Annotated in this window: 19 protein-coding genes; 1 reads left to right on the plus strand and 18 read right to left on the minus strand. The window is 63.4% G+C overall.

Annotation, left to right across the window (positions count from 1 at the left end):
• Positions 1–13: 13 nt before the first annotated feature.
• From RMET_RS17605 to RMET_RS17625, 5 genes are all read right to left on the minus strand, one after another.
• Complete coding sequence (locus tag RMET_RS17605) at positions 14–787, minus strand: ParA family protein (protein WP_011517928.1); 774 nt, start codon at positions 785–787, stop codon at positions 14–16.
• A 71-nt stretch (positions 788–858) separates the two neighbouring features.
• Complete coding sequence (gene rsmG, locus RMET_RS17610; protein WP_011517929.1) at positions 859–1566, minus strand: 16S rRNA (guanine(527)-N(7))-methyltransferase RsmG; 708 nt, start codon at positions 1564–1566, stop codon at positions 859–861.
• Positions 1567–3531 carry a tRNA uridine-5-carboxymethylaminomethyl(34) synthesis enzyme MnmG gene (mnmG, locus tag RMET_RS17615; RefSeq protein WP_011517930.1) on the minus strand — a complete coding sequence of 655 codons (1965 nt, stop codon included), beginning with the start codon at positions 3529–3531 and terminating at the stop codon, positions 1567–1569.
• A 237-nt stretch (positions 3532–3768) separates the two neighbouring features.
• On the minus strand, positions 3769–4647 hold the full coding sequence (locus tag RMET_RS17620) for an N-formylglutamate amidohydrolase (RefSeq protein WP_011517931.1): 879 nt from the start codon (positions 4645–4647) through the stop codon (positions 3769–3771).
• Between the two features lie 3 nt (positions 4648–4650).
• A complete protein-coding gene (locus RMET_RS17625) occupies positions 4651–5670 on the minus strand; it encodes a Bug family tripartite tricarboxylate transporter substrate binding protein (RefSeq protein WP_029306855.1) in 1020 nt (339 codons plus the stop codon).
• A gap of 130 nt (positions 5671–5800) precedes the next feature.
• Here RMET_RS17625 and RMET_RS17630 point away from each other — a divergent pair, with 130 nt between their 5' ends.
• Complete coding sequence (locus RMET_RS17630; RefSeq protein WP_011517933.1) at positions 5801–6703, plus strand: LysR substrate-binding domain-containing protein; 903 nt, start codon at positions 5801–5803, stop codon at positions 6701–6703.
• Between the two features lie 110 nt (positions 6704–6813).
• On the opposite strand, the gene RMET_RS17635 is transcribed toward RMET_RS17630, so the two are convergent.
• The 13 genes from RMET_RS17635 to RMET_RS17695 form a co-directional block, all read right to left on the minus strand.
• The gene (locus RMET_RS17635) at positions 6814–7557 is read right to left on the minus strand and encodes an ABC transporter ATP-binding protein (protein ID WP_011517934.1); all 744 of its coding nucleotides are present in this window, start codon (positions 7555–7557) and stop codon (positions 6814–6816) included.
• A gap of 9 nt (positions 7558–7566) precedes the next feature.
• A complete protein-coding gene (locus RMET_RS17640; RefSeq protein ID WP_011517935.1) occupies positions 7567–9420 on the minus strand; it encodes a branched-chain amino acid ABC transporter ATP-binding protein/permease in 1854 nt (617 codons plus the stop codon).
• 3 nt (positions 9421–9423) lie between these two features.
• On the minus strand, positions 9424–10476 hold the full coding sequence (locus RMET_RS17645; RefSeq protein ID WP_011517936.1) for a branched-chain amino acid ABC transporter permease: 1053 nt from the start codon (positions 10474–10476) through the stop codon (positions 9424–9426).
• A 171-nt stretch (positions 10477–10647) separates the two neighbouring features.
• The gene (locus RMET_RS17650; RefSeq protein WP_008650179.1) at positions 10648–11796 is read right to left on the minus strand and encodes an ABC transporter substrate-binding protein; all 1149 of its coding nucleotides are present in this window, start codon (positions 11794–11796) and stop codon (positions 10648–10650) included.
• A 336-nt stretch (positions 11797–12132) separates the two neighbouring features.
• Complete coding sequence (locus tag RMET_RS17655) at positions 12133–12891, minus strand: sulfite exporter TauE/SafE family protein (protein ID WP_011517937.1); 759 nt, start codon at positions 12889–12891, stop codon at positions 12133–12135.
• A 34-nt stretch (positions 12892–12925) separates the two neighbouring features.
• Positions 12926–13414, minus strand: a complete 489-nt coding sequence (locus RMET_RS17660; protein WP_231108916.1) for a hypothetical protein — start codon at positions 13412–13414, stop codon at positions 12926–12928.
• Between the two features lie 350 nt (positions 13415–13764).
• Positions 13765–14799 (minus strand): branched-chain amino acid ABC transporter permease, encoded by a 1035-nt coding sequence (locus tag RMET_RS17665; RefSeq protein WP_011517939.1) that lies wholly within the window; start codon positions 14797–14799, stop codon positions 13765–13767.
• The gene (locus RMET_RS17670; protein ID WP_008652243.1) at positions 14799–15683 is read right to left on the minus strand and encodes a branched-chain amino acid ABC transporter permease; all 885 of its coding nucleotides are present in this window, start codon (positions 15681–15683) and stop codon (positions 14799–14801) included. The genes RMET_RS17665 and RMET_RS17670 overlap by 1 nt, the downstream gene beginning before the upstream one ends.
• Before the next feature lie 173 nt (positions 15684–15856).
• Entirely contained in the window at positions 15857–17065 is a 1209-nt protein-coding gene (locus RMET_RS17675; protein WP_011517940.1) for an ABC transporter substrate-binding protein, read from the minus strand.
• 99 nt (positions 17066–17164) lie between these two features.
• The gene (locus RMET_RS17680; RefSeq protein WP_008648867.1) at positions 17165–17890 is read right to left on the minus strand and encodes an ABC transporter ATP-binding protein; all 726 of its coding nucleotides are present in this window, start codon (positions 17888–17890) and stop codon (positions 17165–17167) included.
• Positions 17891–17902: 12 nt separating this feature from the next.
• Positions 17903–18676: an ABC transporter ATP-binding protein gene (locus RMET_RS17685; RefSeq protein WP_008648866.1), complete on the minus strand. Its 774-nt coding sequence runs from the start codon at positions 18674–18676 to the stop codon at positions 17903–17905.
• A 359-nt stretch (positions 18677–19035) separates the two neighbouring features.
• Positions 19036–20703 (minus strand): GMC family oxidoreductase, encoded by a 1668-nt coding sequence (locus RMET_RS17690; protein ID WP_011517942.1) that lies wholly within the window; start codon positions 20701–20703, stop codon positions 19036–19038.
• Between the two features lie 80 nt (positions 20704–20783).
• The gene (locus RMET_RS17695; RefSeq protein ID WP_029306851.1) at positions 20784–21704 is read right to left on the minus strand and encodes an alpha/beta hydrolase; all 921 of its coding nucleotides are present in this window, start codon (positions 21702–21704) and stop codon (positions 20784–20786) included.
• Positions 21705–21730 lie beyond the last annotated feature (26 nt).

Here is a 21730-nt window from a genome sequence, read left to right on the forward strand (position 1 = left end):
TTCAGTGACGTGCTCAGCCGAGCTGTCGCACGCGCGCGATCATCTCCGCGCCGAAATCGAGATACGCCTTCGCGCCCTTGGACGAGGCATCGAACGCCACGCCCGGCATGCCATAGGAAGGCGCTTCGGCCAGACGCACATTACGCGGAATCACAGTCTTGAATACCTTGTCGCCGAAATGGGCCTCGAGCTGGGCCGACACCTGCTGCTGCAGCGTCACGCGCGGATCGAACATGACGCGCAGCAACCCGATCACCTTGAGGTCGCGATTCAGGTTCGCATGTACCTGCTTGATCGTGTTGACGAGGTCCGACAGTCCTTCGAGCGCGAAGTACTCGCACTGCATCGGCACGATCACACCGTGCGCCGCGCACAGGCCGTTCAGCGTCAGCAGCGACAGCGACGGCGGGCAATCGATCAGCACGAAGTCGTACTCCTCGTCGACTTCGGCCAGCGCCTGCTTGAGCCGACGTTCGCGCTGGTCGAGCTCGACCAGCTCCACTTCGGCACCAGCCAGTTCACGGTTGGCGGGCAGCACGTCATAGCGCCCCGATTCGGATCGCTGGCGCGCCTCGGGCACGGTGGCGAGCCCCACCAGTACCTGGTACACGCTGTGCTGCAGCGCCTGCTTGTCGATGCCCGACCCCATCGAGGCATTGCCCTGCGGATCGAGGTCGACCAGCAAGACGCGCTGGTCCTGCGCTGCCAGGCCGGCGGCCAGGTTCACCGTGGTGGTGGTTTTGCCGACGCCGCCCTTCTGGTTTGCGATCACGAATACCTTGGCCATATGCGCTTGCAGCTCCTCAGTGCACAATTCCGCCATGCGGAACACGTGCTCAATAAATTACCCAACCGATTTCAACGCCGGGACAGCACCACAAGGTGCCGTTCCACATCGAGCTCAGGTACTACCAGTTTCGGTACCGCTTCGACCTGCCAGTCAGCCATCAGACCGGCCGCTTCCATTCGATCGATCTCCGCCTGTGGATAAACTCCCTTCATGGCGATCAGCTTTCCGCCCGGCGCCAGCAGGTGGCCGGACAACGTCACGAAGTCGGTCAATTCTGCGAATGCGCGCGAGGTGATCACGGCATAGCCCTGCTCGTCGTCGATCTTTTCCACAGGCCCCCAGTGGGCAGCCGCATTGGTCAGGTGCAGCTGGGCACGGCACTGCGTCAGGAATGCGGTCTTTTTCTGCACGATGTCGACCATCAGCACCGACACATCCGGGCACGAAATCGCCAGCGGCATGCCCGGCATCCCACCGCCCGAGCCGACGTCGAGCACCCTGCCCCGCGCGCCTTGCGCCACGTTTGCGGAGCGAGCGGCTTCGGCCAACGCCGGAACAGCCGTCAGCGAATCGAGCAGATGATGCGTGAGCATTTCGTCGGGATGACGAATCGCGGTGAGGTTGTAGACGCCGTTCCATTTGCGGAGCAGCGTCAGGTACGCGAAAAGCGTATCGACCTGGGCTGGTGTCAGTGCCAGCCCGATCGCGTCCAGTCCGGCTTCGAGCCGGCGGCGTTGCGCGGCGTCGTCGACCGCGAAATGTCGGGAACCACCCACTCAGGCAGCCTCCTGTCCATTGCCGGCCACCGGGGTTGCCGATGTCTGAGCCGCGGCGCGCCCCATGCCCTTCTTCTTCAGGTGTACCAACAGCAGCGAGATAGCCGCAGGCGTCACGCCGGAGATACGCGAAGCCTGACCCAGCGTTTCCGGGCGATGCTGGTTCAGCTTCTGGCTCACCTCGAAGCCCAGGCCACGCACCTCGGTATAGTCGAAGTTCGGCGGCAACTTGGTCGACTCGTTGGCTTCGAGTTTGTCTACTTCGGCAGCCTGGCGTGCGATATAGCCGTGGTACTTGATACCGATCTCGATCTGCTCGCGAATCTGCTCGGCAAGCATCGTGTCATCGGCGAGCGGCGTCTCTGGTGCAAAACGGCCATCCTGCAGCGCGACAAGCGCCTCATAACGGACTTCGGGACGACGCAGCAGATCTGCGAGCGAGTATTCGCGCTCGATGCCCTTACCGAGCAGCGGAACGGCATCTGCTTCAGGCAACAAGGTCGGATTGACCCAGGTGCTCTTGAGTCGCTCTGTTTCACGTGAAACAGCGTCGCGCTTCCGATTGAAAGCATCCCAGCGCACATCGTCGACCACACCGAGTTCACGACCGATTTCGGTCAGACGCATGTCCGCGTTGTCCTCGCGCAGGCTCAGGCGGAACTCCGCGCGGCTGGTGAACATGCGGTACGGCTCGGTCACGCCTCGCGTGATCAGGTCATCGACCAGCACACCGAGATATGCCTGGTCGCGGCGCGGCGTCCAGGCGTCGCGTTCGCGTACGTAGCAACCGGCGTTTATCCCGGCCAGCAGACCCTGTGCTGCCGCTTCCTCATAGCCGGTCGTGCCATTAATCTGGCCGGCGAAGAACAAGCCCTCAATTGCCTTGCTCTCCAGCGACGACTTCAGCCCGCGCGGGTCGAAGTAGTCATACTCAATCGCATAGCCCGGACGCAGGATATGCGCGTTCTCCAGTCCGCGAATCGAGTGGACAAGCTCAAGCTGTACGTCGAAAGGCAGGCTCGTCGAGATGCCGTTCGGATAGAACTCGTTGGTCGTCAGCCCTTCGGGCTCCAGGAAGATCTGATGGCTTTCCTTGCTGGCAAAGCGATGGATCTTGTCCTCGATGCTCGGGCAGTAGCGCGGCCCTACTCCTTCGATCACACCGGTGTACATCGGCGAGCGATCGAGCCCGCCGCGGATGACGTCGTGGGTACGGCTATTGGTATGGGTGATCCAGCACGGCAGTTGCTGCGGATGTTGCTCCGGACGGCCCAGGAACGAAAACACCGGCACCGGGTCCAGGTCGCCGGGCTGCTCTTCCATCACCGAAAAATCGATCGTGCGGCCGTCAATGCGCGGCGGTGTACCGGTCTTCAGGCGACCTTGCGGCAGCTTCAGTTCCTTGAGACGCGCCGACAACGACACGGCTGCAGGGTCGCCCGCACGACCGCCCGTGTAGTTATCGAGTCCGACGTGGATCTTGCCGTCCAGGAAGGTACCAGCCGTCAGCACCACCGCGCGCGCGCGGAAATCGATGCCAACCTGGGTACGAGCACCGACCACGCGGTCACCCTCCACCATCAGATCATCCACGGCCTGCTGGAATAGCATCAGGTTTGGCTGGTTCTCCAGCCGCGTCCGGATGGCCTTGCGATACAGCACTCGGTCCGCTTGGGCACGGGTCGCCCGAACGGCCGGGCCCTTGCTGGAGTTCAGGATGCGGAACTGGATGCCCGCCTCGTCCGTGGCGGCTGCCATCGCGCCGCCCATGGCGTCCACTTCCTTGACGAGATGACCCTTGCCGATGCCACCGATCGACGGATTGCAGCTCATCTGCCCCAACGTTTCGATGTTGTGGCTCAGAAGCAGCGTCTGGCAGCCCATGCGCGCGGCGGCGAGGGCTGCTTCGGTGCCGGCGTGACCACCGCCGACGACTATGACGTCGAATTCTTTCGGGTAAAGCATGGGACACCTCCTCCGGGAGGCTGGGCGGGAAAAATCGGGATGTCGAATTATAGCGGCAATCGATTCCCCGCCTTCGGTCGGACATGATGTTTCACGTGAAACATGGCGTGTGCGGTACCTGGCGAGGCAAAGTGTGTTTCACGTGAAACACTCCCGAGCCAAAAGAAGAAGGCCCCGCTTCCGCGGGGCCTTCCCTCTGCTCTTCTCTGCCTCACATGTTTCACGTGAAACGTGGTCTCAGATCTGGCTCCGGATGTACGTCGCCACCTTCTCGCTCAGCATACCCAGGTCTCGTTGCAGGGTTTCGAAACCAGCATTCGGCACCTTGCTGGCTTCATCCATGTAAAGCGGCCGCCGGATCTCAATCTGCAGGCTATTGCGCCGCTCGGCCGGGCGGCCAATCTGCGCGATCAGCTGCACGCCCTTGTACGGGTCATTACGTGCGACGGTGTAGCCCATGCCCCTCAACTCCCGCTCGACCAGATCGACGATGCCGGGCTCGCAGGTGGTCCCGTCACGGTCTCCGAGCACGAAGTCAGCCAACGGATGCGGGCTCTGGATCTTCAGGCGCTCATAGGCATTGTTCGGCATCGAATGCAGGTTCAGATGCCAAACCGCACCGAAGCGCGCGTACGCAGACTCCACCGCTGTCGACAGCGCAGCATGGTACGGACGGTAATAGCGATCGATCCGGTTCCGCACCTCGTCCACTGTCAGCTTACGATCGTAGATCGGGGTGGCAGCATCGATATTGCGCCAGACCAGACCGTAGCCGAGCCTGGTCTTCTCCCCTGGCGACAGGGGTGTCGGCCACGATGTTGCCAGCAACTCCGGATCCAGATCGTCGAGCATCCGGTTCGGATCGATATAAACGCGCGGAAAGGTCGCCCCGATCAGCGTGCCGCCGACCTTCGGGATGGCGGACCACAAGGCATCGATATGCGTATCTTCCCCGCCACGCAGCCGCTGCAGAGGCACGGCCGCACCGAAGTCCGTCGGGTAGTGGATGCCACTATGTGGCGAGTCACAGACCAGCGGCAACGCCGTGCCTTCGGGCGCAAACAAGAGGAACGGCCCCACCGGCGCGTCGCCCCGCACTGCTTCAAACGTCGTCATGGCTTAGTCCAGCTTGATGTTGGCGGCCTTGACCACACGCGCGTAGCGGGCGATCGATTGCTGGATCTGTGCCTTGAACTGATCAGGCGTCGTCGGCACCAGCGTGCCACCCGACTCCTCCACCTTCCGCTTGAATTCGGGGTTCTGCATGGCCTTGTGGATCGCGGCATTCAGCTTGTCGATCACCGGCTGGGGCGTGCCGGCGGGCGCAACGATGCCGAACCAGCCGCCCTCGCCCATGTCCTTGAAACCGAGTTCGGCATAGGTCGGCACATTGGGCAACTGTGCCGAACGCTGCGTGCCGAGCACCGCCAGCGCACGCAGTCGGCCCGCTTTCACGTGGGGCAGCGTCGACGACAGGTTGTCCGTGATCGCATTGACCTGCCCCGCCACCGCATCGTTGAGCGCCAGACCCGCGCCCTTGTACGGCACATGCAGCAGATCGATCTTGGCCAGCATCATGAAGTTCTCGATGTTCACGTGACCCAGCGACCCCGCGCCCGGCGATGCGAACGTGTACTTGCCCGGGTGCGCCTTCGCCAGGGCGATGAACTCCTGCATCGTCTTGGCGGGCACGCTCGGATGCACGGCGAACACACTCGGAATCGCTACCACGTTGGTCACCGGGGCGAAGTCCTTGATCGGGTCATAGCCGAGCTTCGGATAGACCGCCGGGTTGGACCCGTGCGTGCTGACCGTGGCCATGCCGATCGTGTAGCCGTCCGGCGTGGCACGAGCCACCTGCTCCATGCCGATCGAACCACCCGCCCCGCCCTTGTTGTCGACGACGATGGTCTGCCCCAGCTCACGCCCTGCGAACTCCGCTACCAGGCGCGCCGACAGATCCGTCGAGCCACCCGCGGCGAATGGCACAACCAGGCGGATCGGCTTGTTTGGATAGTTGGATTGCGCGAAAGCCGACGCCGTCAAACCAACCGTGGCGAGCGTACCCACTGCAGCGGACACGGCGGTGGAAAGCAGGAAATGCCGGCGCGTGCTGGCAGCATTGCGGACTCGGGTCATCTGATCAAACTCCTCTTCTCGTTCTCGAATTTCGGGGTACCGAGCAGCGAGTGTCGGGAGTTTACCGGCCCTGCACAAACGACTATATTGCACGCTTCCATTACCAAAGTTCATCCTAGGCGGTCCGGTCATGCGCATCCGTTCCCCGTCGATGTCAGAGCTGCACGCATTCGCCACGGCGGCCCGGTTGGGCAGTTTCACGCGTGCGGCCGAGACACTGTGCGTCACCCAGGGCGCCATCAGCCGGGCGATCTCTCGCCTGGAATCCCACTTCGGCCAACCGCTGATCCATCGCAACGCCCATCGTCTGACCCTGACCGACGCCGGCCGCAGCTATCTGGAGGCGATCGCGGTGCACTTGGCAGCCATTGAGACCGCCAGCGCATCCATGCTTGCGACGGATCGCCGCCATCATCTGATCCTGTCCGCCGTCCCCACGCTGGCCAGTGTCTGGCTCGTGCCGCGCCTGCCGGACTTCCACCGTCGCCACCCAGAGATTCACCTGGACTTCGTCCCCTATCGGCGCGACGAGGATTTCTCAGGCGCCCGACCGGATGCCGCGATCCTGGCGGGCGAAGCGGGCCAGTGGCCGGGCTGGCAGGCCGATTATGTGATCGGACGTGAAATGGTGCCGGTCTGCCACCCTGCCCGCGCCGAGACGCGGCAGTGGCAATCGCCGGACGAGTTGCTCGACGAACCCTTGCTCTACCACACCACTGCACCCGCGAACTGGCAGAACTGGCTGCGCGCGGCCGGCGTACCCAGTGCCGCGCCCACACTTGCCAGGGGCTTCGACCAAGTCTCGATCCTGCTCGAGGCCGTGAAGGCCGACATGGGCGTGGCGGTCCTCCAGAGATGCCTGGTACGCGATGCACTACAGGCTGGCCAGGTCATCGCGCCTTTCGATCTGCCGATCCGGCTCAATCGCGGTTACTTCTTGTGCGCGCCACGTGAAAGACGTGACCATCCTGCCCTGACTGCCTTTCGAGATTGGCTGCTCTCAGCCGCAGCAATAGATATTGGCTCGAAGTAAAACCAATTACACATCCATTATACGAATGATCATCAATTTCTTATATGCTCAACAAATAAAGACGACGCCATTATGGCGTCGTCAATCAAACACAAGAATATAAAAGCAGGTCAGGCCGCTTTCTTCGTCAGCCCCAGGTACGTCTCGATCACCTTTGGATTGCTCGCCAACGCCGACGCTTCGCCTTCCATAGCCATGTCGCCGGTCTCGATCACATACCCGTAGTCAGCCACCTGCAACGCCGCCCGCGCATTCTGTTCGATCAGCAGCGTCGCCACGCCGGTTTGCCGAAGGTTGTGGATGATGTGGAAGATCTCCTTAACGATCAGCGGCGCGAGACCAAGGCTCGGCTCATCGAGCATCAGCAACTGCGGCTTGGCCATCAGCGCGCGCCCCACGGCGAGCATCTGGCGCTCGCCACCGGACAGCGTGCCCGCCTCCTGCTTCGCACGCTCCCGCAGACGCGGGAACAGGTCGTACACCACATCCTTCTGGTCCAGATAGTTGCGCTCCCCAGCGCGCTTGCGCCGGAATGCGCCGAGCAGCAGGTTGTCCTCGACGGTCATCGACGCGAACAGTTCACGCTTCTCCGGCACCAGACACATCCCGCGCGCCACGCGCCCCTCCACCGGAATCCCCGCCATGTCATGGCCGAGGAACCGAACCGATCCGGTCGATGACCCGCTGACGGGCAGCGCGCCCATCACGGCATTCAGCATCGTCGACTTGCCGGCCCCGTTCGGCCCGATCACGGTCACGATCTTGCCTGCCTCAACCTTGAGGTTCGCGCCATGCACCGCCTCGACCTTCCCGTAGCGGACATGCAAGTCCTTCACTTCCAGAATCAGACTCATCTCATATCCTCAATCAATGCCGCCCAGATAGGCTTCCAGCACTGCCGGATTCTTCTGGACCTCCTCCGGCACACCTTCGGCGATGCGCGTGCCGAATTCCATCACCACGAGCCGGTCGGTCAGGTTCATCACAAAGTCCATGTCATGCTCGACAAGCAGCACGCTCATGCCCTCGCCCTTCAGCTTGCGCAACAGTTCCGCCAGCGCCTGCTTCTCCTTGTAGCGCAGCCCCGCGGCAGGCTCGTCGAGCAGCAGCAGCGCGGGATCGCAACACAATGCGCGCGCGATCTCCAGGATGCGTTGCTGACCCAGCGCAAGGCTGCCAGCCTCGAGGTACATGCAGTCGGCCAGTCCAACACGCTCCAGCTGCCGCTTCGCCTCGAACAGCAGCTTCTGCTCCTCCATCTTGTTCATGCGCAGGATCGCCGCCGACACACCGCCCTGCGCGCGGAAATCGCCGCGCAGATGGGCGCCGATGGCGACGTTCTCGAGCACCGTCATCGTCGGCAACAGATGCACGTGCTGGAAGGTCCGGCCCACGCCACGCCTGACGATCTCGCGCGACGGCAAACCGGAGATCACGTCGCCCCGATAGCGCACTTCGCCCGATGTCAGCGGCAGCACGCCGGTCACCAGGTTGAACGTCGTCGACTTGCCCGCGCCATTTGGGCCGATCAGGCCAATGATCTCGCCGGCCCGCACCTGGAAGCTCACGTCGTTCACCGCCACAAGCCCACCGAACTGCTTGCGCACCGCGCGCACGTCCAGAATCAGCTCACCGGTCTCGGGCTTCTGCCGTACCGGCAACGGCGGCGCAGTATCGGGGGCCAGCACCGGCGGCCCGGCCGGCATCAGCTTGCGCACGAACGGCCAGATGCCATCGCGCGCGTACTGCAGCAGCAGCACAAGCAGCACGCCGAAGACGATGATCTCGAAGTTGCCGTCGGAGCCAAGCAGCTTCGGCAGCAGCCCTTGCAGCACATCCTTGAGGATCGTCAGCACGCCAGCGCCCAACACCGCTCCCCAGACATGTCCCACCCCGCCGACCACGGCCATGAACAGGTACTCGATGCCGTAGTTGAGACCGAACGGCGTCGGGTTCACGGCGCGTTGCAGATGCGCATACAGGAAGCCCGACACACAGGCCAGCATCGCCGCGACGACGAAGATCACCACCTTCATCCAAGCGGTGTTCACGCCCATCGCCTCGGCCATCGTGCCACCGCCCTTGAGTGCGCGAATGGCACGACCCGGGCGCGAGTTCAGCAGGTTGTGCATCGCCACCACGGCGAGCAACACCACCGCCCAGATCAGATAGAACATCGAGCGGCCCGATTGCAGCTCGATGCCGAACAGCGACAGCACGGGGATACCGTTCAGGCCATCGTACTTGCCAAGGAAATCGAGATTGCCGAACAGGAAGAACAGCGACAGTCCCCACGCGATCGTGGCCAGCGGCAGGTAGTGCCCGGACATGCGCATCGTGATCAATCCGATGACATAGGCGCACAGCACGGTGATGATCAGACCCACGACCAGACCGATCCACGGCGAGAGGCCGAACTGCGTCGTCAGGTATGCCGTGCTGTACGCACCGAGCCCGACGAACGCGGCCTGCCCGAACGACGTCATGCCGCCAACGCCCGTCAGCAGCACCAGCCCGATCGCCACGATGCTGTACAGGCCAATGTAGTTGCCGAGCGTGATCCAGAACTCCGGCGTCGGCAGTACCGGCAGCAACGCCAGCACGATGACGAATGCCAGCGTCGCAATGCGATTGCGCAATGCGCCCGTGCCGCGAACTGCCGGCGCTTCACGCGAACCCATGTCCTTCTCCATCTGCTTGTCGGTGAGCATCGTCATGGCTTACTCCTCTTCCTCGACATGCCGGCTCGTGAGCGAGCGCCACAACAGCACCGGAAGGATCAGCGTGAAGACGATCACCTCCTTGAACGCGCTGGCCCAGAACGACGAATACGATTCAAGCAGCCCCACCAGCAGCGCGCCAAGCGCGGCCACCGGATAGCTGACAAGACCGCCGACGATCGCTCCAACGAAGCCCTTGAGACCAACCAGGAATCCGGACTCGTAGTAGATCGTCGTCAGCGGCGCGATCAGGATGCCGCACAGCGCGCCCATCGCCGCAGCCAGCGTGAACGACAGGCGGCCCGCCTGCGTGGTACCGATGCCGACCAGACGCGCGCCAAGCCGGTTCACCGCCGTGGCACGCAATGCCTTGCCCTGCAGCGTGCGATCGAAATAGAACCAGAGCGCGCCAATCAGCAATGCCGACACCGCCACGACCCAGAGGCTTTGCCCCGATATGGTGAGACTGCCAACTTCGAAGCGCGCATCGGAGAACGCCGTCGTGCGCGACCCTTCCGCGCCGAACATCACGAGCCCCAAGCCCACCAGTGCGAAATGCACCCCAACGGATACGATCAGCAGCACCAGCGTGCTCGCCTCCGCCAAGGGCTGGTACGCGAGCCGATACAGCATCGGTCCGAGCGGAATCACAACGAGCAGCGTCAGCGCGATCTGCGCGAGCATCGGCAAGGGTTGACCACCGTACTGCTGCACCACCAGATGCACGGCACCCGGAAACAGCAGGTACTTGCCCGCGAGAATCGCCAACCTCCGCGGCGCGGTACTGCGCAACTCGGGGCTGCGCATCACGGTCACGCACTCATAGAGAAATGTCAGCACGCCCATCGTGAGCAACAGCCACGTCGTCTTGGGTGCATGGCCGGCCTGCATCGCTGCAAGCGTCAGCGCGCCGTATGCAACAAACTCGCCCTGGGGGATGAAGATGACGCGCGTCACCGAGAACACCAGCACCAGCGCCAGTGCCAGCAGCGCGTAGATCGCGCCGGAGGTGATGCCGTCCTGCGCCAGAATGGCCGCAATCGATAGGTCCATTGTCTACTCGTGTCTACTCGTTGTCATGGATGAAGCAAGGCAACGCGATTCCCTCTGCTGCCTCCACTGCCGTCAAACGTGGCCGCCCGGATGCGGAGGTAAAAAAAGGGCGCATGGCAAACTCCATGCGCCCTTCCGTACCACGCTTACCCCGCGCGACTTATCTCCCGCTTACTTCTGCAGCTTCCACTTGCCGTCGACGATCTGCACCATCACGCGCGCGCGCTGGTCCATGCCGAGGTGGTCGGTGGGGGTCATGTTGATGATGCCGTGCGACACCGGCAGGTTCGTGGTCTTCTCGAGCGCATCGCGCAGCGCCTTGCGGAACTCCTTCGTGCCGGGCTGACCCTTCTTGAGCGCTTCAGGAATCGCGTTCTGCAGCAGCAGGCCCGCGTCCCAGGCATGGCCGCCGAACGTCGACACCTGACCGCCGAAGGCCTTCTCGTAAGCCGTCTTGTACGTCAGGGCCGGCTTCTTGACCGGATTGCTGTCAGGCAGTTGCTCGGCCACCAGCAGCGGGCCGGCAGGCAGGAACGTGCCTTCGCAGTCCTTGCCGCACACGCGCAGGAAGTCGGGGTTGGCCACACCGTGCGTCTGGTAGATCTTGCCCTTGTAGCCGCGCTCCTTGAGCGCCTTCTCCGGCAGCGCGGCCGGCGTACCCGAACCAGCGATCAGCACCGCATCCGGATTGGCGCCCATCATCTTCAGCACCTGCCCGGTCACAGAGTTATCGGTGCGCGCAAACCGTTCGTTGGCGACCACCTTGATCTTGCGCATCTCGGCGACCTTGGCGAACTCCTGACCCCAGCTATCGCCATAGGCATCCGCGAAGCCGATGAACGCCACCGTCTTCACGTTGTTGTTGGTCATGTGCTCGGCGATGGCGGTGGCCATGTGCGAGTCGTTCTGCGGCGTCTTGAAAATCCACGCGCGCTTGGCATCCATCGGTTCGATAATGCGCGCCGACGCGGCCATCGAGATCATCGGCGTTTCACTCTCGGCGGCAACGTCCACCATCGCCAGCGAGTTCGGCGTGACGGTGGAGCCCACCACCACGTCTACCTTGTCCTCGCTGATCAGCTTGCGCGTGTTCTTGACCGCCGTGGTCGTGTCGGTGGCGTCGTCGAGCACGATGTACTCGATCTTCTTGCCTGCGATCTCCTTCGGCAGCAGCGTGAACGTATTCTTCTCGGGAATGCCGAGCGATGCGGCAGGGCCCGTGGCCGATACCGTGACTCCAACCTTCACCTGGGCGTTGGCTGCGCCGGCGAACAGGCTGGCGGCGGCAAGAGCCAGCAAGCTGGCACGCTTGAATGTCATTGCGTCTCCTTCGGTTCCAAAAACGGAAAAAGGCATCCGCCGGCTTCCGGCCGGCGGATGCCTCCAGTTTTTTGTTGCGGCCCGTTGTTCGGGCTCTCTGGCAGATGCAGCGCCGGCATCCGCGTCACTATCGGGAACGTCGAAGATCGCCCCGTTTTTTCCCGTCCTGCGCTTTTTACCCCCGGTTGCGCAGCTGCATTTCCCGACCGCGCGGTCGGGAATGCGAATTGAGTCTAACACAGCGATCTTGTAGCGAAAGCGGGATTAACCCGCAGCCGCGCGAGCGCAACAGTTGAGGGTTGTTGCTCCCCTGTTGCCCCACGCCGACCACCATGCTCAACGCAGGAACGCGTCGTAGGCCGTCTTCAGGATCAGCGCGCTCACCACGGCGATGAACACCTTGCGCACGAAGGCGCTGCCATGGCGCAGCGCAAGCTTGCTGCCCACCTGGCTGCCGGCAACGTTTGCCGCGGCCATGATCAGGCCAAGCTGCCACCAGATATGTCCCTTGGATGCCAGCAGCAGCAGCGCCGCAAGATTGGTGGCCAGGTTGACGACCTTGGCCGACGCCGACGCGTGCAGGAAGTCGTAACCAAACACCCGTACGAAAACGATCATCAGGAAGCTGCCGGTACCCGGACCGAAGGCACCGTCATAGAAGCCAATCACCGCGCCCGCGAGCAAGGCGGCCACGCGCTCACGCGTCCCCGTCAGGGTTGGCGCGTGCTCTGCACCCAGGTTCTTCTTGGCTACGGTGTAGATCAGCAGCACCAGCAACACCAGCGGCAGTGCCTTGCGTAGCGGCTCAGCCGGAATCTTGGTCAGGGTCCAGGCCCCGGCCATCGCCATCACGAATGCGGCAAGCATTGCCGGCGCCGTGGCGCCCCAGTAAATCCGCACCTTGCGCGCATAGCGTGTCGCGGCGTTGGCGGTGCCCGCCAGCGACGCCACCTTGGTGGTGCCGATCAGCGTGGCGGGCGACATATTGGGATAAGTGGAAAACAGGGCCGGTACCTGCACCAGCCCGCCGCCGCCAGCGACAGCATCGATCACTCCGGCCAGAAAGGCGGCCGCGGCCAGAAAGACAAACTCCATGGATGAACAATCAGGAAGGGTTCGGAAGCGCCTGTCAGCCCAGATGCTTGGCTGTCGGTACGAGGTTGCCGCGCCAGAGGCCTTCGGCCCCCCGCACGAAGCCGGCTGGCGCGCGCGCGGCATCGGCGATCAGTCCGGGTGCCAGCATGGCGTGACGGATGCCGTGAGCCCGGCACCACTCGGCCAGCACGATGCAGCACTCGGCCAGCCAGTCGTCGGCATCGCCGGATTCCGGCGGCCACCACTCGGTCACCATTGCCATCCTCCCACCTGTGGACAAGCTGTGGACAAGCACCACGGGCAATAGCGCGCGCACCGCGTCGATGCCTGCGATCAGGCAGATGCCGTGTCCGCCCTGCTCCAGCAAGGCGTCCAGCGCCAGCCGCCGCCCGCGCGCCTCGGGCACCGCCAATGGCGCGCGCGCCATCAGCCAGGCGTCCAGGACGGGCGCGTCGGCTGCCACGCCTGGGCGTACCCAGCGCTGCGTTTCAATGGGAATCGGGGAGTCGGGATGGACGGACATGACCGGGCCTTGGAAGCTGGCCGGCATTGTCGCATGGGGCTTTGCGGACGGTCATGCCGAAGTTGCATCACCCGCACTTCCCATCGACATGAACGCTGGAGAAGTGACTGAAAGTTGATATTCAGGCGCCAGAAATGAAAAAGGCGTTGCTGGGGATCACCCGGCAACGCCCTTTTATCGTATTGGCTGCTGCTACCCGACACCGGGTGCGCGCCTGTCGTCTCCTCGCTTCCGCCTCCAAGTAACCTGCGAAAACCGTATATGGAATGTAACGAAGCGGTGCGTATGAAACAAGTCAGCAATAACCCTAGCCCCAAAATCGGGCATGTCGACCCGTCTTCACACCCTTGCTATTTCTTCCGGCTCGTGAGTGCGATCAGCTCGCCCATGATCCCGCGGCGGAACGTCAGCACGCAGATCACGAAGATCACGCCCGTCACCATCGTCACCGATTCGCCCAGCGAATTGAACCAGTCGAGGCCGGTCACCGAGGCCAGGAACGTGCCGATATCGCCCAGCTTGTTCTCGAGCGCCACCACCACGAACGCACCGACGATCGGGCCGGACAGTGTGCCCAGTCCGCCCACCAGCGTCATCAGGATCACCGAGCCCGACATCGACCAGTGCACGTCCGTCAGCGTCTCGAAGCCGAGCACCAGCGCCTTGATCGAGCCCGCCAGACCGGAGAGCGCTGCCGAAAGCACGAAGGCCAGCAGCTTGAAGCGGTCGACATCGTAACCCAGAGAAATGGCACGCGGCTCGTTCTCGCGGATGGCCTTCAAGATTTGGCCGAACGGCGAGTGCACCGTGCGCACGATCAGCGCGAACGCCGCCACGATGATGACCAGGGCCACGTAGTAGAGGGTCAGGTCGTCGGAAAGCGGCAGCACGCCAAGCAGCTTGCCGCGCGGAATGCCCTGCAGCCCGTCCTCACCACCCGTCAACGGCACCTGCAGGCAGAAGAAGAACAGCATCTGCGCCAGCGCCAGCGTGATCATCGAGAAGTAGATGCCCTGGCGGCGAATCGCCAGCGAGCCCACCACGTAGCCGATCGCCGCGCCGCTCAGCGTGCCGAAGATCAGGCCGAGCTCGGGTGTCACGCCCCAGACCTTCATCGCGTGCCCTGCCGCATAGCCCGCGCCGCCGAAGAACGCCGCGTGGCCGAACGACAGCAGGCCCGTGAAGCCGATCAGCAGGTTGAAGGCGCACGCGAACAGCGCGAAGCACAGCACCTTGAGCACGAACACCGGGTAGGCGCCGGCCAGCGGCGCCGCGATCAGGCCCAGCAACAGCAGGCCATACAACACTTTCTTCTGCACGCCCGTTCCTTCCTTGAAGCCCTTGGCCTCCACGGCCGCAGTCGTTTGTCCGGTCGGTCCACTCATCACTTTTCCCTCCCGAACAGCCCTGCCGGGCGCAGCATCAGCACGATCACCATGATGAAGAACACCACAGTCGACGATGCTTCAGGGTAGAACACCTTGGTCAGGCCTTCGATCACACCGAGCCCCAGGCCCGTGATGATCGATCCCATGATCGAGCCCATGCCGCCGATCACCACCACCGCGAACACGATGATGATCAGGTTCTGGCCCATCAACGGCGACACCTGGATGACCGGTGCCGCCAGCACGCCGGCAAACGCTGCCAGCGCCACGCCGAAGCCGTAGGTCAGCGTGACCATCAGCGGCACGTTGATACCGAACGCCTCGACGATCTTGGGGTTCTCGGTGCCGGCGCGAAGGTACGCGCCGAGCTTGGTCTTCTCGATCACGAACCAAGTGGCCAGACACACCACGATCGAAGCGGCCACCACCCATGCGCGATAGTTCGGCAGGATCATGAATCCGAGATCGGTGGCGCCCTGCAGCGCATCGGGCGCCGAGTACGGCAGCCCCGACACCCCGTAGATCGAGCGGAACACGCCTTCGATCACCAGCGTGATGCCCAGCGTGAGCAGCAGGCCGTAGATGTGATCGAGCTTGTAGATCCAGCGCAGCATCGTCTTCTCGATGATGACGCCCAGCACGCCGACCACGAGCGGCGAGAGGATCAACATCACCCAGTAATTGAGTCCGACGTACTCCATGCCCGCCCATGCCAGCACGGCACCGAGCATGAAGAGCGCGCCGTGCGCGAAGTTGATCACGTTGAGCAGGCCGAAGATCACGGCCAGCCCAAGGCTCAGCATCGCGTAGAAGGCGCCGTTGACCAGGCCCAGCAGCAGCTGGGACAGCATGGCGGGTAGCGGTATTCCGAAAATATCCATGGCTTAAGTTGCCTTCTGGGTCTCCCCTCTCCCACAAGTGGGAGAGAGGTCGGGGGAGATCGTCTGGCGGACCAATTTGCCGCCCTCGCATACTGATGTGCTGACCCTCTCCCCCTGCCCCTCACCCGCACGCGGGAGAGGGGAGCAAACCATCTCGGGTTCGCCTGCTTCGCTTACTTCTTCAACAGCGCGCACTTCGACTCGGCCGGCGTCGTGAACGCCTGGTCGCCCGGGATCGTCGTTACGATCTTCAGGTAGTCCCACGGCTTCTTCGAATCGGCCGGCGCCTTCACCTGCATCAGGTACATGTCGTGGATGTTGCGGCCATCGGCACGGATGTAGCTCTTGTTGTAGAAGTCGCTGATCTTCATCTTCTTCAGCTCGGCCATGACCTTGTCCGGATCATCGGTCTTGGCGGCTTCCACGGCCTTCAGGTACGTGCTGATCGCGGAGTAGTCGGCTGCCTGCAGGCTGCTCGGCATCTTCTTCATCTTGCCGAAGAAGCGGTTCGCGAACTTGCGCGTGTCGTCGTTCATGTCCCAGTACCAGCTGTCGGTCATCAGCAGGCCTTCGGTGTTCTTCAGACCCAGCGAGTGAATGTCGTTGATGAACATCAGCAGGCCGGCGATCTTCATGTTCTTCGTGATGCCGAATTCCTTGGCCGCCTTGATCGCGTTGATCGTGTCGCCACCGGCGTTGGCCAGGCCCAGGATGTCAGCCTTTGACGACTGCGCCTGCAGCAGGAACGACGAGAAGTCCGATGCCGACAGCGGGTGGCGCACCGAACCCACCACCGTGCCGCCGTTGGCCTTCACCACGGCTGCCGTGTCGTTCTCGAGCGAGTGACCGAATGCGTAGTCGGCAGTCAGGAAGAACCACTTCTTGCCGCCCTGCTTGACCACCGCGCTGCCGGTGCCCTTGGCAAGCGCCACCGTGTCATAGGCGTAGTGCACCGTGTACGGCGAGCACTCTTCGTTCGTCAGTCGGGCAGTGCCCGCGCCCACGTTGAAGTAGACGCGCTTCTTCTCCTGCGCCACCTTGTTCATGGCCAGGCCGGTAGCCGAGTTGGTGCCGCCCAGCAGCATGTCCAGACCCTGCTGGTCCATCCACTCGCGCGCCTTCGAGGCGGCGATGTCGGCCTTGTTCTGGTGGTCGGCCGAAACCAGTTCGATCGGCTTGCCCAGCACCTTGCCACCGTGATCCTCGATGGCCATCTTCACCGCTTCCAGGCCGCCCGGGCCGTCGATGTCGGCGTACAGGCCCGACATGTCGGTGATGTAGCCGATCTTTACCGTGTCACCCGAAACCTGCGCCGAAGCGCCGCCTGCAAACGCACCAAGGACAGTCGCCGCCACTGCGACGGCCAGTCGAGTCATCTTCATTTGTTGTCTCCTGAGTTGCGGCAGCGCAGTCACGCCGCCCGTTCCTGCCACCAATGCGAGTTAAATGCGACCACGGCACCGCAGACGCGGCGCCGTCGATCAGACCCCAAGCAGTTCGTTGAGCACGGGCATCTTGGCCTGCAGCTCGTTCGCGGCGAAGCGTTCGACGATCGCGCCGTGCTCCATCACGTAGAAGCGGTCAGCCAGCGGCGCGGCGAAGCGGAAGTTCTGCTCCACCATCACCACCGTGTAGCCCTTCTTCTTGAGCATCAGGATCATGCGGGCCAGCGCCTGCACGATGACCGGCGCGAGGCCTTCGGAAATCTCGTCGAGCAGCAGCAGGTTCGCGCCAGTGCGCAAGATGCGGCCCACTGCCAACATCTGCTGCTCGCCGCCCGAGAGGCGCGTGCCCTGGCTCTGGCGCCGCTCCTTGAGGTTCGGGAACATCTCGTAGATCTCGGCCTCGCTCATGCCCTTGCCTGCGTTGGCGCCCTTGAGCATCGGCGGCAGCAGCAGGTTTTCCTCACACGACAGGCTCGAGAAGATCGCCCGCTCTTCCGGGCAGTAGCCGATGCCGAAGTGCGCGATCTTGTGCGTGGGCAGGCCGATCGTCTCGTGTCCGTTGACCTTGATCGATCCCTTGCGTGCGCCGGTCAGGCCCATGATCGCGCGCATGGTCGTGGTGCGGCCGGCGCCGTTACGGCCCAGCAGCGTGACCACTTCGCCGCGGTTCACGGTCAGGTCCACGCCATGCAGGATGTGCGACTCGCCGTACCAGGCGTGCAGGTCCTTGATCTCTAGCGCGGGAGTGTTGTCGTTCGCCATGGTCCGTCTCCCTTAATGCGCGCCCTGCAGCTCGGCGTCGGCCGTGCCCATGTACGCTTCCATCACGCGCGGGTCCTTCGACACCTCCGCGTACGGGCCCTCGGCCAGGATCGCGCCGCGCTGCAACACCGTGATCTTGTCGGCAATCGACGACACCACACTCATGTTGTGCTCGACCATCAGGATCGTGCGGCCGGCGGAGACTTTCTTGATCAACTGCGTCACGCGGTCCACGTCCTCATGGCCCATGCCCTGCGTGGGCTCGTCGAGCAGCATCAGTTCCGGCTCCATCGCCAGCGTGGTGGCGATCTCCAGCGCGCGCTTGCGGCCATAGGGAAGATTGACGGTGACGGTCTCGGCGTACTCGGTCAGGCCCACCTGATCGAGCAGCTCCATCGCACGCCCGTTGAGCACATCGAGCGAACGCTCGCTACGCCAGAACTGGAACGCGGTGCCAAGCTGGCGCTGCAGGCCGATGCGCACGTTCTCGCGCACGGTCAGGTGCGGGAACACTGCCGAAATCTGGAACGAACGGATCACGCCCCGGCGTGCGATCTGCGCGGGCTTCTCGCGCGTGATGTCGATGCCGTTGAACAGGATCGTGCCGGTCGTCGGCTCAAGGAATTTCGTGAGCAGATTGAAGCAGGTGGTCTTGCCCGCGCCGTTCGGCCCGATCAATGCGTGAATCGAACCGCGTCGCACCCGCAGGTTGACGTCGCTTACCGCGGTGAACCCTTTGAATTCCTTCGTCAGGTTCTTCGTTTCCAGGATAGTTTCCTGAGTCATAGTCTCCTGCCCGCCCTCTTGCTGCGATGCCGGATTTTTGCCGGCAACTGACAATGGTTCGAACTCCGGCGCTGTGTCGCCATGGTTGCCGCTTTGTAGGTGTGATTCGGCGCGGCTGCCGGACTGGCGCGGTGGCGCAGCACCAAGTGGAGCCTGCGGCACCGATATGCCGGCGACTATTGTGTGCGCCTGCTGCGTCGCAAAACATCGGGGTTTGCACTAGGCGTAATACATGCACGATATGTCACCCACGCGACAGACGTGCGAGCGCGTACCGACGTCTGCGAGAGACGTCGAAACTGCGTGAAGATGATGTAATCAGCAGGTCTTCATGCGGTGCGTGTCGCACCGCATACTGACTATGCAGTGACTGCTGGTGACGGCGCCGTGACGATGTCCGGATTACCAGCGCTTGCCTTGCGATCCGCGCGGATCATATCGCTGGCGCGCTCGGCAATCATGATCGTCGGCGAGTTCGTATTGCCGGACGTGATCAACGGCATCACCGACGCATCGACCACGCGCAGACCACTGATGCCCCGCACGCGAAGGCGGTTGTCGACGACGGCGTCGGCATCGTCCGCGCCACCCATGCGGCAAGTGCCGACGGGATGGAAAATTGTCGTGCCGATCGCGCCAGCAGCTTCCGCCAGTTCCTCGTCGGTCTGGAATGTTGCGCCGGGCAGATACTCCTGCGGCTTGTAGCGCGCCAATGCCGGCGAAGACACGATGCGCCGCGTCAGGCGGATCGAATCGGCGGCGACCTTGCGGTCTTCCTCGGTGGACAGATAGTTCGGCGCGATCAATGGCGCGCGACGGAAATCGGTGTCTTCGATATGCACGCTGCCGCGCGACGTGGGGCGCAGATTGCAGGCGCTCGCCGTGAAGGCATTGAAGCTGTGCAATGGATCGCCGAACTTGTCCAGCGACAGCGGCTGCACGTGGTATTCGATATTGGCGCGAGGCTGCTCCGGATCGCTGCGCGCGAACGCGCCGAGTTGCGACGGCGCCATGCTCATCGGCCCGCTCTGGTTGAAGGCGTATTGCAGGCCGATGCCAAGCTTGCCCCACCAATGCGCCGCCTGCGTGTTGAGCGTGCGCACGCCCTGGACCTTGACCACCGAACGCAACTGCAGGTGATCCTGCAGATTCTCGCCCACACCGCGCAGCGCGTGGCGCACGCGGATGCCCAGCGCCTGCAGCCGGTCTGGCTGGCCGATGCCCGCGAGCTCCAGCAACTGCGGCGAGCCAATCGCGCCGGCAGCAAGTATCACCTCCTGCTTCGCGCGCGCCTCGTGGGGCTGGCCACCGCCCAGGTATTGCACGCCGGTGCAGCGCAGGCCGTCCGGGCTATCGAACGTCAACGCGCTGACCTGCGCGCCGGTGACGATGGTCAGGTTGGGCCGTTCCGCCGCACGGCGCAGGAACGCCTTCGACGTATTCCATCGAATGCCGCGACGCTGGTTGACCTCGAAATATCCCACGCCGAAGTTGTCGCCACGATTGAAATCGTCGGTACGGGGAATGCCAGCCTGCTCGGCGGCCTCGATGAAGCACTCGAGGATTTCCCAGCGCAGCCGCTGCGCTTCCACGCGCCATTCGCCGCCGGCCCCGTGGAACTCGTTCGCGCCACGGTGATGGTCCTCGCTGCGTTTGAAGAACGGCAGCACGTTGTCCCAGCGCCAGCCGTCATCGCCAGTGATGCGTGCCCAGTCGTCGTAGTCCTCGCGTTGGCCACGCATGTAGATCATGCCGTTGATCGACGATGACCCGCCCAGCACACGGCCACGCGGATAGCCGAGCGAGCGGCCGTTCAGGCCGGCTTCGGCCACGGTGCGATAGAGCCAGTCGGTGCGCGGATTGCCGATGCAATAGAGATAGCCGACTGGAATATGAATCCAGTGATAGTCGTCCTTGCCGCCCGCTTCGAGCAGCAGCACGTTGACATCGCTGTCCTGCGTCAGCCGGTTGGCCAGCACACAACCCGCCGAACCCGCACCCACGATGATGTAGTCGAACGTCTCCATTTCCCTGCGATCCTATTCAGACACCGGCAGTTACTGCTGGAATGCCCGAAATCATCGCACGACTCGGGGTGCTTCCGCCGTCAGTGCTTTGCCGGAGTCTCCAGGCGCTGCCGCAGCCAGCCGGTCAGTGCCGCAAACACCTCGCCGCGCAACGGCTCAGCTTCATTGAATATCTCGTGATAGCCAGTGTCGAACCAGACCATCTCGCGCAGATCCTCTGGCGCGCTCTCGAAGAAGATGCGGCTGCCCTCCGGATCGACGATGCGGTCCGCGCCACCCACGAGCATCAGCATGGGCGCTTCCAGCCGCGGCGCATCAGCCAGGGCCTGCGGCATTCCCCGGATGAATGTCTCCAGCACGCTGGCGCTGATCGTCCCCTGCACCAGCGGATCGGTGCGATATGCGCGCCCCACTTCGACATCGTGGGACAACAGCCGGGCATCAATGGGATTCGGCACACGAATACGAGGCATCAAAGCAAGTAGCACTCGATGCATCGTAAGCATAGAATTGGACAGACGAAGCGCCAGCGCGGGCGACGACAGCACCAGCGCGCGGATCGGCCGCACGCGCGCGGTGGCAAAGCGCGCAGCAATGAGTCCGCCCATGCTGTGCCCGAGCACGATCGGCAATTCGTTCCATTGCCGCATTGCACCATCGTAGATTTCGGCCAGATCGTCGAGATAGCTGTCCGGCGTGGGCGCCACCATGCGCGGCCCGCCACTCGCGCCGTGGCCGCGATGGTCGTAGGCCCGCACGCGCAGGCCGAGCGCGCAAAGCGCTGCAGCAACGTGGCCATAGCGCCCGCTATGCTCGGCCAGCCCATGTACCAGCAGCACCGTGCCAAGCGGCTCGGCAAAGCGTTGGGGATCAGGCAGCCAGGTGCGCAGCAGCAGTTCGGTGCCATCGCGCATTCGTTGGCGTGTTTCGGTGGGTACGGCTCCGGTTACGGCGGATTCGCGCGCGCCTGGAAGGCCAGCGGCGGTCACAGGTTCATTCATCCCACACGTCTCCTCGTCGGGTACGC

This window comes from Cupriavidus metallidurans CH34, assembly GCF_000196015.1.
Taxonomy (GTDB): Bacteria; Pseudomonadota; Gammaproteobacteria; order Burkholderiales; family Burkholderiaceae; genus Cupriavidus; species Cupriavidus metallidurans.

Bases quoted from the DNA above. Each gene is read 5' to 3' on its own strand.
- RMET_RS17685 (WP_008648866.1), bottom strand. From the start codon at position 18,676: ATGACTCAGGAAACTATCCTGGAAACGAAGAACCTGACGAAGGAATTC.
- RMET_RS17665 (WP_011517939.1), bottom strand. From the start codon at position 14,799: ATGAGTGGACCGACCGGACAAACGACTGCGGCCGTGGAGGCCAAGGGC.
- RMET_RS17670 (WP_008652243.1), bottom strand. From the start codon at position 15,683: ATGGATATTTTCGGAATACCGCTACCCGCCATGCTGTCCCAGCTGCTG.
- RMET_RS17650 (WP_008650179.1), bottom strand. From the start codon at position 11,796: ATGACATTCAAGCGTGCCAGCTTGCTGGCTCTTGCCGCCGCCAGCCTG.
- RMET_RS17655 (WP_011517937.1), bottom strand. From the start codon at position 12,891: ATGGAGTTTGTCTTTCTGGCCGCGGCCGCCTTTCTGGCCGGAGTGATC.
- mnmG (WP_011517930.1), bottom strand. From the start codon at position 3,531: ATGCTTTACCCGAAAGAATTCGACGTCATAGTCGTCGGCGGTGGTCAC.
- RMET_RS17635 (WP_011517934.1), bottom strand. From the start codon at position 7,557: ATGAGTCTGATTCTGGAAGTGAAGGACTTGCATGTCCGCTACGGGAAG.
- RMET_RS17680 (WP_008648867.1), bottom strand. From the start codon at position 17,890: ATGGCGAACGACAACACTCCCGCGCTAGAGATCAAGGACCTGCACGCC.
- RMET_RS17695 (WP_029306851.1), bottom strand. From the start codon at position 21,704: ATGAATGAACCTGTGACCGCCGCTGGCCTTCCAGGCGCGCGCGAATCC.
- RMET_RS17640 (WP_011517935.1), bottom strand. From the start codon at position 9,420: ATGACGATGCTCACCGACAAGCAGATGGAGAAGGACATGGGTTCGCGT.
- RMET_RS17620 (WP_011517931.1), bottom strand. From the start codon at position 4,647: ATGACGACGTTTGAAGCAGTGCGGGGCGACGCGCCGGTGGGGCCGTTC.
- RMET_RS17690 (WP_011517942.1), bottom strand. From the start codon at position 20,703: ATGGAGACGTTCGACTACATCATCGTGGGTGCGGGTTCGGCGGGTTGT.
- RMET_RS17675 (WP_011517940.1), bottom strand. From the start codon at position 17,065: ATGAAGATGACTCGACTGGCCGTCGCAGTGGCGGCGACTGTCCTTGGT.
- RMET_RS17645 (WP_011517936.1), bottom strand. From the start codon at position 10,476: ATGGACCTATCGATTGCGGCCATTCTGGCGCAGGACGGCATCACCTCC.
- RMET_RS17630 (WP_011517933.1), top strand. From the start codon at position 5,801: ATGCGCATCCGTTCCCCGTCGATGTCAGAGCTGCACGCATTCGCCACG.
- RMET_RS17605 (WP_011517928.1), bottom strand. From the start codon at position 787: ATGGCCAAGGTATTCGTGATCGCAAACCAGAAGGGCGGCGTCGGCAAA.
- RMET_RS17625 (WP_029306855.1), bottom strand. From the start codon at position 5,670: ATGACCCGAGTCCGCAATGCTGCCAGCACGCGCCGGCATTTCCTGCTT.
- RMET_RS17660 (WP_231108916.1), bottom strand. From the start codon at position 13,414: ATGTCCGTCCATCCCGACTCCCCGATTCCCATTGAAACGCAGCGCTGG.